Below are 12,512 nucleotides of genomic sequence, written 5' to 3'. Positions count from 1 at the left end.
CCTCAATTGAGGGCTTTTTTATGATCTAAACGTTTATAAACTACTTGTGTACAAAAAAATGTTTGAGCGCATCTTGTAAAGCAACTTGCCAAACCGCGTAGGAATGTCCGCCGATATACGATTGGTAATGTACATCATGACCTTTGCTTTTTAAGTCGGCTGCAACAATAGGCGAAGTCTCTAAAATACTCAGTTCATTATTATTGCGTGAGCTTTCATAACTATTGGCAGTAATAAACCAATGCTGTTTAGGTTGCGAGGTTTTATCACGAATGATTTTACTCATGCCATTGGGGAGGTCTGTCGGCGCATTTTGCCACCAAAATGAGCCAGATAACGGTACGACATGACTAATTTGATTTGGATTTTCTAAGGCTAAATAAGCTGAACTTAATCCGCCAAGACTTGACCCAAGTAGTACCGTTTTCTTCGAATCGACTTTTGCAGGTGCATTTTTTTGAATCCAAGGCATCAGTTCATCACTAAAAAAAAGCTGAAAATTTTGCATTGGGTGTTAATTCTTTCGGTCGTTCCTGATCGTTCGGTGGAGAAACAAAAATGGCTTGAATTGGCGGTAACTGACCTTGCTCAACTAAAATGTCTAATGCCTTTGGAACATTCAGTAATTCATTATATTGCTGACCATCAAAAAATATAGCGGTGATATAGCTCTGGTTTTTCTTGGTTTTAGATTGGTAAATTTGGATTTTACGTGAGTTATTCAAAATTTTGCTATCTAGAGCAAACTCTTGTAATTTGGGCTGTTTAACATTTAGATATTGTTTTGGATCAATAAAAGGCGGGGCATCTTTAAGGGCCACAAAATTTTCATTACGCAAGCCTGATGTGTCATCACTTGCGAGATAAGTGTTTTTGTTGAAAGGATCGATGCGTTGTACTTGTATCACAGCACGACGCTGCGTTCTTGATTCTTTAAGTTTAGGATTCAGATGCGGACAATAATTTGACAGATAACCTTCTAAGTTCGGTAAGTCGACAGCAAAGCTATAACTGCCAATATAACGATGATCAATAATCGATTCTTTAAACCAAATATCGGTATTTGGTAGGCGTGTTAACCATTCATGGTCATTACTCGGGCCACCAATAAGGCGTACATTATGCTGCGCACCTTTCCATAAAAAAATTATACGGTCATGTTTTTCATCATAGTTTTCAATGATTGGTGTACCTATAAGCTCTACACGCTTCCAAAAATCTTTAAGAATTTGAGCATGTTGTTTTGGATTTTGATTTAACTGATGTTGTAGGTTTAATAATATTTGGCTTTGCGCTTTGACATCTTCACATGCAGCAGCATAAGGGAAATGTTTTTTTTCTGTTGTATCGGTTAAAGCGGGTAAGTTTTGAGTTTGGGCAAAAGCAGAAGAAATAGCAAAGCTCATAGAACAAGCCAAAAAAAGTAGGGAAAGTTTTTTCATTGAAATAATAAAATAGGTAGAATGAAATCAGATAAATGATAATCATTATTAATATAAAAAACTAGCAATATGCCGCAGAATGGTGCTTTTAAAAAAAGAAAATGTAGAAAAATAACAATAGAGTCAATGCTTTGTTTTTTAAACTAATTAAAATAATGAAGACGATAAGCTTTAAATCATTACCCAAATATTATGCTACTCAAAGTATCAACACTGCTGCTGTTACCTGCGTTACTGATCCAAGGTTACCGTGTGAAAAAAAATACCCCACGTTTAGCAGAAGCGATGGGAGAACGTTGTGGGATGAGTGGTCAGGGTAATCGACCATTATCGCTATTAATACTAGGTGATTCAGCAGCAGCAGGTGTCGGCGTCGAGCATCAGTCAGATGCGCTATTGGGACAATTGCTTAAAATTTTATCGCCTGATTATCAAGTTCACTTTTGCCTTGAAGCCACAACGGGGCGTAACAGCCAGCAAATCATCAATGCTTTGGATAATGTCACAACGCAGAACTTTGATGTCGTGATCAGCTCTGTTGGTGTCAATGATGTCACAGCATTAAAACAACCAGACCAGTGGTTGAAGCTCCAGCAGCGCTTATATCAAGCTGTCGAGGAAAAGTTTCAACCACAGCTATTGATCATTTCAGGTGTGCCACCAATGGATGAGTTTCCAGCTTTACCGTTTCCATTGTCATGGCTGTTTGGACAATATTCTCAGAAGATGAATGCGCTGTTAAAAAATTTTATTAAAACAAAGCCTAATACGAGGCTAATTGAATACGATTTACAAGAATATCGTGAAAAAAATTTACAAATGGCAAAAGACGGCTTTCACCCGAGCAAAGAAATTTATCAGTTATGGGCTGAAAAAATAGCAAAACAAATCACTGAACAATTTTCATAGACATTTTATGATTCAACCACTGGGCGAAGTTAAATCTACATGAGCAAAGATATTTCCGACGCGAATCCGCAAATCGAAACGCATCCTTTAGCGCCATTTTTGCCATCAAATGGGAAACTCTTGATGCTAGGGAGTTTTCCGCCACCTAAAATACGCTGGAAAATGGATTTTTATTATCCAAATTTTCAAAATGACATGTGGAAAATCTTTGGCCTATGTTTTTTTCAGGATAAAAATCATTTTCTCAATCTAGAGAGCAAAACTTTTAAAGAACAGCTCATTCGAGATTTTTTAAATGAAATAGGCATAGGCATTTTTGATACGGCCTATCAAGTGATTCGTTTGAAAGGCAATGCGTCAGACAAGTTTTTACAGATCCATCAGCAAACCGATATTGCGAAGCTTCTTACGCAGATGCCGAATTGCCACAGTATTATGACGACGGGAGACAAGGCGACTGATACTTTGATGCTCTCGATGCCAGAAAATACGGAAAAACCACACATTGGGCATGCTGTTCGTACCGAATTTGCAGGCAGAGATTTGACTTTATACCGCATGCCATCATCATCTAGGGCTTATCCACTGGCACTGGAAAAAAAAGCCGAAGCCTACCAAAGCTTATTTAAAGATATAGGCTTCCTTTAAGTAAGTTTTCGGATTTATGAAATGCCTTGAATAAAATTTCTTATTTAAACAGGCAAACATTCAATGATTAAAACGTGGCATCTTAATAATGGATAAACATCAACTCCTTAGCCATCATATTCAACATAATCCCAAAGGTTTAAACGCGCTTTAATTTCTTTGCGAATATTCGGCAGCATAGGTAGTAAAGTACCATCGATCCATAAACTCAGTGTCTGAGATGAAACTTTTTTGTTTGCATCATCTAAAATTTGTGCGCCTTTCACGATCACCAAAGTTTCTTCGCTAGCTGCAGTTTCAATGCCTTTAAATAAAAGCTGTAATTCATGACCTGTATCTTGGATTAACCATTCCAACTCAATTTGGATATTGTGATTAGATTTAAGCACAGCTTGCCCTTCAATCATGTCATTGTCAGATAAGCAGTCATGCTCAACCCGAACTTTCGACAAAAACCATTCTTGATGACCAAGTTCAGGAAGTGTCGTAAAAGGCGTTAAAATATCACTTAAATTAAATTGGCGGCTTAAATCAAAAAATTGCATTAGAAAACTTTAGGAGGAGATAAAACAAAATAAGAGGTGGATGTTAAAGCATCATCAAGTGTGAGTAAAACCTTTGCTTTTATTGAGATATTTTATGTATAAATAGCATTCAATCTATCTAAATTAAGTCTAAGAAAATGAATTGTGAAAATAATAAACACATAACCGATGTGCCCAGCCCTATAGACTTAAAAGATACAATCGAAGCTAAACAATGGGCCGCTGAAGTGAATCTTAAACGACCGTGGCGTTATGACATCTTTCAAATGTATGTTGACTCTATTTGGGCTTTCAACCCGAATGCCCGTGTACTTGAACTGGGTTCAGGTCCAGGTTATTTGGCTGAATTTTTAATTAATCATTGTCCAAATATTCACTACACAGCATTTGATTTTTCCGAAGCTATGCATGACTTGGCAAAAGGAAAACTAAGTGTAGCGCAACGCTTAAAATGCAATTTTATAACAGGGGATTTCAAACAATCGGATTGGGAAAAATCTCTTCACTTCAATGAAAAAAGTACCTTTGATGTGATTATTATTCATCAGGCCTTACATGAATTGAGACATAAGGCGTATGCAGCAGAGTTTCATCGGACTGTAAAAACGTTGTTAAATACACAAGGCGTGTATTTTGTATGTGATCATTTATATGCAGCACATGCTCAGCAAAATCATGAGTTGTATAAGTCAGTTGAGGAACATTTAGCAGCGCTTAAAGCAGCCAATTATGGCCAAGTGGAATGTCTTGGCGAAATCAATGGTTTGGTTATTTTCAAAAGCCAGCACTCATATAAACGAGACTGACCAAGAACATCTTCGACTTGATCGAACTTTTCAGATTATTTCAATAAATAGCCTCGATGAGGAAAATTTAATCATTTAGCAGTGCATTGTCATTACATCATCCATTCAATCGGGAGGTATGACACTGCTTTTATGCTAAATCTTTGGAATCGAGTTGTTTCTGGTTCATGAATATAGGTTTTGATTTTTCCATTTTTTTGATGCTCTAACCAAATGATTTCGCCGTTTTTATCCAGTTTTAGCTCATATGCAATTTGCGGTAAGTATTGGTTTAATGCGGCAGAAATATCGTTTTGTAATCGATCAGATTTAACGACTAGACCAACTTCCGAATTTAAATTTGCGGAACGTGGATCAAAGTTAAACGATCCAATAAACACCATACCGTCAATATCGAAAAATTTTGCATGCAAACTAGAGGCATTTTTGCCTTTCGCAGGGATGATATTTCCAGTCATGACTTCATACCATGTGCGTTTAGAGCGTTCTATATAGGGTTTAAATTCATATAATTTCACGCCATTTTCGAGTAAGTCTTTGCGATATTTTTGATAAAACGCATGAACGACAGCGACGTCATTGGCTAAAAATGAGTTGGTTAAGACGCGGACTTCTACATTTTTACCTGCAAGGCCTGTCAGAAAGTCAGTCCCTTGTTGTGTGGGAACAAAATAAGCTGAAACCAATTCCATGCGTTCTTTGGGCTGTCCCATCAAGGTCGAAAATTGGTTATAAATCAATTCTTGTTCTTTGGCTTCACCACGTATTTTATTCGGACTATCCGCAATGAAATGTGCTTCGGCCCAATTCACCGGTATTAGTTTAAGCTGAGCCGCCAGTTGTTGCTGTGCATAGTTAATGCGCTGCTGATCTTTAGTTAACGTTGTAGAATTTTCTTGGTATGTTTGTCTTAATTGATTTAATTCTTCTTTTGTACCTGCACCAATCCATTGCTGGACAGAATAACTCAAATCATCATTCCAAAAGTTCAAAAACACCTGATTGGCTTGTTGTATGGCTTCGCCATAGAAAAGGATGTCCAAATCTGTAAATTGAAAACTTTCACTGGCATCAAAATATTCATTACTGATGTTACGACCGCCAGTTACGCCCATAAAACCATCGGCAATAATTAATTTATTATGCATACGATGGTTAATGTGCTTTAAGCGAAATGCATAATCAATGACACGTAAATTTCTGAATTTATAGGGATTAAACAGTTTGATTGAAATATTGGGATGAGCTGAAAGGGATTGTAAGGTCGGATCGAGTTTCGTCCCGTTTTGATCATCAATTAATAGCCTTACTTTTACCCCACGGTCAGCGGCATGCAGTAATTCTCGAAACATCAGATGCCCAATAGCATCATTTCCCCAAATGTAATATTGCAAATCGATGGTGTATTTTGCATTTCGAATTAAATGTAGGCGAGAAGCAATGCTTAAGAAAGCATCATCTAAGGCTAAATAAGCCGTTTGTTTTTGTTTTAATTTTTCAAAATCCGTAGCAGACGTAATCCATTTTTCTGCATGTGATTGTATAGGGACATCTTTTTTTGACTGATTGCTAGGTAAGCTGCATCCAGTTAATAGGCTGATCGAAACAGTTAAACCGACAGTACAACTTATTTCACGTAATTGTATCATTCGAATAGCATTAATCATTCCTTGAAAAATTCATCATAACATCATGTTTTAAGGTTGTATTTAGGCTTAAAAAGAGGTTACTGTAACTCATCTGTTAATATAAGCCATACAGGATGTTTTTAGACATGAAATCACGTGCAGCCGTTGCTTTTGGACCGGGTCAGCCTTTAGAAATTGTTGAAATTGATGTGGCACCACCTAAAGCAGGTGAGGTTTTAGTCAAAATTAGCCATACAGGTGTGTGTCATACAGATGCATTTACATTATCAGGTGATGATCCTGAAGGCGTATTTCCAGCTATTTTAGGGCATGAAGGTGCAGGTGTTGTGGTTGAAGTCGGTGAAGGTGTGACTTCAGTGCAACCAGGTGATCATGTTATTCCGCTTTATACCGCAGAATGTGGTGAATGTTTATTCTGTAAATCGGGTAAAACAAATCTTTGTGTATCTGTACGAGCAACACAAGGGAAAGGTTTAATGCCTGATGGCACAACACGTTTTTCTTATAATGGTCAGCCGATTTATCACTATATGGGCTGTTCAACATTCTCTGAATATACTGTGGTTGCAGAAGTGTCTTTGGCAAAAATTAACCCTGAAGCGAACCATGAGCATGTGTGTTTGTTGGGGTGCGGCGTAACAACAGGTTTAGGTGCAGTTAAAAATACCGCTAAAGTTCAGGAAGGTGATTCAGTTGCAGTCTTTGGTTTAGGTGGTATTGGTTTGGCTGTGGTACAAGGTGCTAAAAAAGCCAAAGCAGGTCGTATCATTGCGGTAGATACCAATCCTGACAAATTCAAACTGGCTGAAGAATTTGGCGCTACAGATTTTGTTAATCCAAAAGATTATGATCGTCCAGTTCAAGAAGTGATTGTAGAAATGACCGGCTGGGGCGTCGACCATTCATTTGAATGTATTGGCAATACCAATGTGATGCGCTCTGCTTTGGAATGTGCTCACCGTGGTTGGGGCCAATCTGTGATTATTGGTGTAGCTGGTGCAGGTCAAGAAATTTCAACGCGCCCATTCCAATTGGTTACTGGTCGTACTTGGAAAGGCACTGCTTTCGGTGGTGTTAAAGGTCGTTCACAATTACCGGGTATGGTAGAAGAGGCCATGTCAGGTGAGATCAAACTTGAACCATTCGTGACCCATACTATGGGGCTGGATAAAATCAATGAAGCCTTTGATTTAATGCATGAAGGTAAATCAATTCGCTCTGTTGTACATTTTGAAGACTAATATTGATTTAAATATTATTGATTTATCTACTAATCATTAAATATTAATGCGTTAATTTTCACTGTTTTAAAAACTAGGCTTTGGCCTAGTTTTTTTTATTTGTGTTGTTACGACAAATCAGAACTTCAAATTTGGATTTGCAAAAAGTGACAGATTGTTAGACATAAAATGATAAAAAATGCCAAATGATAGATTTTGTCCCGAATTCACATGGTGGGGAATTAGCACTAAACTTAATGTAAGCATAATTTAAAAAACAAATGTATATTAATGCATTATCCGAGGCAAAAAATGACAACTACAAGTTACAAGCCTGAGTGGATTCGGGAAGATTTTATTGATTTTATTACAGAAAAATTTGATGCAATTTGGGCCTACAAACGTGTAAAAGCACAATTAGTCAAATCACGTTGTGTGGGGATCGGGTTTTATGAACTGAGTTTTTTAGCGAATCAAAATTTTAAAGCAGCAAACTATCGACCAGGCCAATGTGTTCTGGTGACAGTTGTCAAAGATGGTGTACGTCATCAACGTAGCTATAGCATCGTCGAAATCAATACATCAGGTCATGTGGTGATTGCCGTCAAACAACAAGGCAAAGTGTCCAACTGCCTGACGCAATTAAAAACAGGTGATGTTGTTGAATTATCCCAACCGCAAGGTGTGTTTGGTCTAAAGCTAAATTCGGATCGCCCAATTTTACTGCTTGCTTCAGGGAGTGGTATTACCTCAATCATGGCTTTGTTTAAACAAGCCATTCAGCTTGGACGTACGGTTGACCTGATTTACTTCAATCGAGATGATGCTTATTTGGATGAATTGATTCAACTAGCGAAGCAATCTAACCATGTACATTTACATGCGATTAATACGCTGAAAACCAAATTGCATATCTCACCAGAGGTGCTAAATCACATGGTTCCTGATTTTAAGCTGCGAGATTGCTATGCCTGTGGTGCAACGCAAATGATGCAAAGCATTGAGCAATTGTATCGTGAGTTAAGGCTTTCAGAATATTTAAATACTGAATATTTTCAGATGATTGCTGATGATTCAGTACCTGCTCAACCTGTTACTTTTAGTTTAGCCCAACAAGATTTTTTAGCAGAAGGTAACTTACTTGAAAGTGCTGAAAAAGCCGGTTTAAAACCTGCGCATGGCTGTCGAATGGGTATTTGTAATACTTGTTCGTGTACGAAATTGCAGGGTTCAGTGAAAAACTTACTTACTGGCGAAATCGATCATGCGAATAACACACAAATCAAATTATGTGTCTCTCAGGCAATTTCACCTGTACGTATTCAACTCTAACCCAAGCCGCATAAAAACAAATCAGGGGCATCAACATGAATCAATCGATATATATTCGTCCGAATAGTAAGTCACGTTATTTATCTCCAGAACAAACTGCTGAATTTGGCGAAAAAGTTGAGCAAATTCGCCGTGAAATCATGCAGAGTGTAGGTGAAAAAGATGCAGCGTATATTTATAAAATTCGCAATTTTGTCCGTTATAGCGAGATTGCTTCTCGTGGCATGTTGATGTTTGCAGGTTATATTCCGCCGGTTTGGTTAATGGGTACGGGTTTATTAGGTATTTCTAAAATCGTAGAGAACATGGAACTCGGTCATAATGTGATGCATGGTCAGTTTGATTGGTTAAATGACCCGAGTTTAAATGGTGCTAATTATGATTGGGATACCATTGCCACGGGCCAAGACTGGAAATATACCCATAACTATGTGCATCACACCTATACCAATATTGTCGGTATGGACCATGATGTCGGCTATGGTTTAATTCGTGTGAGTGAATCGCAAAAGTGGGAGCCACGTTTTCTTTTCAATATTCCACTGGCAGCCCAACTCATGGTTTTCTTTGAGTGGTATGTCGGCATTCAACGTTTACATTTAGAAGATGTTATTGCGTATAAAACCAAAACTTGGAAAGATGTATGGCATGAAGCGGCCGATGTACGTCAGAAAATTAAGCGCCAAGTGATTAAAGATTATGTGTTTTTCCCGCTTATTGCAGGTCCCAATGCGATTCCGGTATTTGCAGGAAATGCGGTAGCCAACGTGATTCGTAGTTTATGGGCTTCCGCTGTAATCTTTAATGGCCATTTTACTGAAGATGCGGAAAACTTCGAGATGGACAATACCGAAAATGAAACTCGAGCAGAGTGGTATCTCCGTCAAATTCGTGGCTCCAGTAATTTTAGTGGAACACAATGGTTGCATGTACTCAGTGGTAATTTGAGTCACCAAATTGAACACCATTTATTCCCTGATATGCCTGCAAACCGCTATGCAGAAGCCGCACCTAAAATTAAAGCACTTTGTGACGAATATGGTATTCACTATAACGAAGCCAGTTTTATCAAACAATTTGCAAGCGTTTGGGTTCGCCTCGCGAAATGCTCAGTGCCGAATGACTGGAGAGCCGAAATCAAGGAACGTTCAGCATCACTTCAACAGCATGTTAAACAAAAAATCATGAAGAAAATCGGGCGTTAAAACACAGTATTGTTTAGCAATATTGTCCTAAGAGATCTTAAATTAGAAGCTGAAGCTACGTATTAACATCAGAAACGTAATTTGATTCAAATAAAAGAACGATACACGGTAATGTCATCCGCAACTGTTTGAGACAGGACTACTTCTCATCAAAAATGTTTTTGCGATACTTTGAATAATTTGACGCTAGTGAACGAGTTTAGTCGGTGAGGTGCATTGCACCGCAAGATGGTTTCCTTGCGAAGCTTTGCTTCTCATTTTGCCTAATGAGAAACATCGTTTCGTAAGAGTACCTCCAGCCGAAGGCTAATCTCTTTATCTAAACCCTAGATGTAAGACTCCGTCGAATAGACTGAAAAAGCATTTTAAAAATGCGAAATTACTTTTACGTGCGTAATATCAGTTAAATAAGAACGATTTCTAAAGCAGTAAATTCGCCAAAGTAGCGTTCATCTACTTTGGCTTTTTTAGATCTTTCTAAAGAGTAAGAGCTATTCAACTAATTGGACGCTACTCTGAATGCCACAAGATTCTACAAAATAAGCATCATGTGAAACGAGGATCACAGCACCTGTATAATGCTGAATGGCTTGAGCCAATAACGCTCTAGATTCTATATCTAAGTGATTTTCAGGTTCATCTAACAATAAAAGCTCTATATTTGGCGTTAAATAATTTAAGCCTAACAAGGTCACTTTTAAACGTTCACCACCACTTAAACAGTGAAATGGCAGTTCCGCTTTTTGACCACGGATTCTAAGTTGACCAAGTTGATTACGCCATTCCGTTGAGGAAACATCACGATTAAACTTTGCTAGATTGTCCAAAACACTCAGTTCAGGTGATAAATCACTCAAGTTTTGGTCTAAATACAGGGTATTCACAGACAAAAATATTTCATGGCTAGACTGTGATGTGGTCTGACTCAGATACTTTAGAAATGTAGATTTACCAATACCATTTTTTCCTTTTAAATGAATTTTGTCACCTGCTTGTAAGGCCAAGTCGAAAGGTAGGTGCTGAGATGTTTTGCTATGAAAATCTTTAACTCTTAAGATTTCTCCTGTTTTTTCAGTGCGATGTTGAAAAACAAATTGCTGCTCTTTGATATGCTCAAGTTGTTGCTGTGATTGAAGCAGTTGGGTTCTCTTTTCTTCCAATTGCTTCTGCTGTTGCGTTTGAACTGTCGCGAGGCTTTGACCGGCTTGCTCTTTTTTAAAATCGAGTAAAACTTTAGCTTGGGAGCCTGACTTGCGTAGTGCATGACCTTGTTGTTCTCGTTTTTGTGCTTTCATTTGTGTTTCGTGTTGTTGTAATTTGAGTTGTTTTAACTCACGCTGATGCTGCATAGCATTACGCTGTAAGGCTTTATTTTGCAGATCATTTTTTTGAATGTATTCTTCATAGTTACAAGTAACATGCGTGACTCCAAACTCATTTAAAGCGTAGATATGCTCTACATGTTGCAGCAACTCTCGATCATGACTGACAAAAAATGCACCGGCAGGATGGTTTTTTAAGCGATCGATGAGCCATAAACGTGAAGATACATCTAAATGATTACTTGGCTCATCCAAAAGCAAATAATGGTCGGGTTTTAAAAATAATGCACACAATGCCAATTTGGTTTTTTGACCTTCACTCAGCTGAGCGACTGGGAAATTTAAATCTGTTGGAAGTGAAGCCTGCTTAAGTTGTTGCTGCCATAGTGCAGGATGGTGCCACTGGTTTTCAGTCAGTTCAAAGTCTTCAAAACTTGCGCTGCCTATTTCGATACGTTGAAATGCGCTACATAAATCTTCCACACCGAGTGCAGAAGCAATCGTGTCAGCCTCAAGTCGAGAAAATTGTGATAAATAGGCATGTGGTACATTCCATGAAATTTCACCTTCATAGGGGAGATCTTTCATATTTTGTTCATGTAAGATTTTAAGGATGCAGGACTTTCCTAAACCATTGCGACCAATACATGCCGAAAGCTGTTGTTGATTCAGGTTGAATTTCAGGTTTTTAAAAAGTTTTTTAGAAGGAAATTCCAAGCTTAATTTGGAAATTATACAAGCCGTTTGAGTCATAGATGCACCTTGCGATAGCAAAGATGCGCAACACAAATAACTAATTTGATTCTATAAAAAAGACAATATTTGAGAAAATGCAGTCGAAGTCATTAGCCATGTGTTTGCACATCAAAAAAATGGATTTGATGATGAAAAAAACAGGGCTTACTTCATTGGCAAATACTCGAATTAAAAATAAGTGGAAAAAAGCTTTAAACAGCCTAATGTTGTGCAGTCTAATAAATGTTTATTTATTAATCAATACATCAAATTTTAAAAATAGGTCGCAGTAATTGACAGTAGAGTTATTTAATACAACAAAATAGCAAAAAACTATTGTCAAACCGATGAATACAGCGTATTTTAATTTTCAGACAGATACTTTTTGATGAAATCAAGATGTTAAAGCAACCTTTAATCTTAAACGCATATTATTACTTTTGGCAGTTTAGATAATTGCCTGAACGCGTTCGGGCATGAAAAAGGTTGCCCACCAAGTTTATACCTGATCGGCAACCCTGATCAGGTTTTTTTATGTCTTGATTTTTATAATATTTTTGGAGAAATCTCATGTTTACAGTAAAAAATTCATATTTTAGCAACGGTTATTGGTTTTACTTTAGTCAGTCTATGTCTAAAGCCTTGAAGTCCCAAAGTCCCATAACGCTCAGATAAAAGATCGGACTGTTTATACGTACA

General features: G+C 37.6%; 11 protein-coding genes. 6 read left to right on the top strand and 5 right to left on the bottom strand.

All coding sequences use genetic code 11. From position 1 onward, the window contains the following. Window positions 1-40 precede the first annotated feature (40 nt). Both FTU12_RS16440 and FTU12_RS06445 read right to left on the bottom strand, forming a co-directional pair. Window positions 41-472: an esterase family protein gene (locus FTU12_RS16440; protein ID WP_257227292.1), complete on the bottom strand. Its 432-nt coding sequence runs from the start codon at window positions 470-472 to the stop codon at window positions 41-43. Between the two features lie 10 nt (window positions 473-482). After that, a complete protein-coding gene (locus FTU12_RS06445) occupies window positions 483-1,406 on the bottom strand; it encodes an enterochelin esterase domain-containing protein (RefSeq protein ID WP_257227291.1) in 924 nt (307 codons plus the stop codon). A 228-nt stretch (window positions 1,407-1,634) separates the two neighbouring features. Here FTU12_RS06445 and FTU12_RS06440 point away from each other — a divergent pair, with 228 nt between their 5' ends. Both FTU12_RS06440 and FTU12_RS06435 read left to right on the top strand, forming a co-directional pair. After that, a complete protein-coding gene (locus FTU12_RS06440) occupies window positions 1,635-2,351 on the top strand; it encodes an SGNH/GDSL hydrolase family protein (protein WP_180113997.1) in 717 nt (238 codons plus the stop codon). Between the two features lie 39 nt (window positions 2,352-2,390). Beyond that, on the top strand, window positions 2,391-2,999 hold the full coding sequence (locus FTU12_RS06435; RefSeq protein WP_180113996.1) for a uracil-DNA glycosylase family protein: 609 nt from the start codon (window positions 2,391-2,393) through the stop codon (window positions 2,997-2,999). A gap of 107 nt (window positions 3,000-3,106) precedes the next feature. On the opposite strand, the gene FTU12_RS06430 is transcribed toward FTU12_RS06435, so the two are convergent. Next, a complete protein-coding gene (locus FTU12_RS06430) occupies window positions 3,107-3,544 on the bottom strand; it encodes a hypothetical protein (protein WP_180113995.1) in 438 nt (145 codons plus the stop codon). A 137-nt stretch (window positions 3,545-3,681) separates the two neighbouring features. On the opposite strand from FTU12_RS06430, the gene FTU12_RS06425 reads away from it, so the two are divergent. Continuing rightward, window positions 3,682-4,350 carry a class I SAM-dependent methyltransferase gene (locus FTU12_RS06425; protein WP_180113994.1) on the top strand — a complete coding sequence of 223 codons (669 nt, stop codon included), beginning with the start codon at window positions 3,682-3,684 and terminating at the stop codon, window positions 4,348-4,350. 92 nt (window positions 4,351-4,442) lie between these two features. On the opposite strand, the gene FTU12_RS06420 is transcribed toward FTU12_RS06425, so the two are convergent. Then, complete coding sequence (locus FTU12_RS06420; protein WP_168377539.1) at window positions 4,443-5,999, bottom strand: phospholipase D family protein; 1,557 nt, start codon at window positions 5,997-5,999, stop codon at window positions 4,443-4,445. Window positions 6,000-6,124: 125 nt separating this feature from the next. Between FTU12_RS06420 and FTU12_RS06415 the strand changes: the two genes are divergently transcribed. The 3 genes from FTU12_RS06415 (at window position 6,125) to FTU12_RS06405 (ending at window position 9,756) form a co-directional block, all read left to right on the top strand. Continuing rightward, window positions 6,125-7,240 carry an S-(hydroxymethyl)glutathione dehydrogenase/class III alcohol dehydrogenase gene (locus FTU12_RS06415; RefSeq protein WP_078193885.1) on the top strand — a complete coding sequence of 372 codons (1,116 nt, stop codon included), beginning with the start codon at window positions 6,125-6,127 and terminating at the stop codon, window positions 7,238-7,240. A gap of 291 nt (window positions 7,241-7,531) precedes the next feature. Further along, window positions 7,532-8,551, top strand: a complete 1,020-nt coding sequence (locus tag FTU12_RS06410) for a flavin reductase family protein (protein ID WP_180113993.1) — start codon at window positions 7,532-7,534, stop codon at window positions 8,549-8,551. Window positions 8,552-8,586: 35 nt separating this feature from the next. Beyond that, complete coding sequence (locus FTU12_RS06405; RefSeq protein WP_180113992.1) at window positions 8,587-9,756, top strand: acyl-CoA desaturase; 1,170 nt, start codon at window positions 8,587-8,589, stop codon at window positions 9,754-9,756. A 491-nt stretch (window positions 9,757-10,247) separates the two neighbouring features. On the opposite strand, the gene FTU12_RS06400 is transcribed toward FTU12_RS06405, so the two are convergent. Next, window positions 10,248-11,831 (bottom strand): ATP-binding cassette domain-containing protein, encoded by a 1,584-nt coding sequence (locus FTU12_RS06400; protein WP_180113991.1) that lies wholly within the window; start codon window positions 11,829-11,831, stop codon window positions 10,248-10,250. Between the last annotated feature and the right edge of the window lie 681 nt (window positions 11,832-12,512).

The organism is Acinetobacter sp. YH12063, from assembly GCF_013419715.1.
In the GTDB taxonomy this organism is placed as follows: Bacteria; Pseudomonadota; Gammaproteobacteria; order Pseudomonadales; family Moraxellaceae; genus Acinetobacter; species Acinetobacter amyesii.
This window is presented reverse-complemented; position numbering and strand designations above follow the sequence as displayed.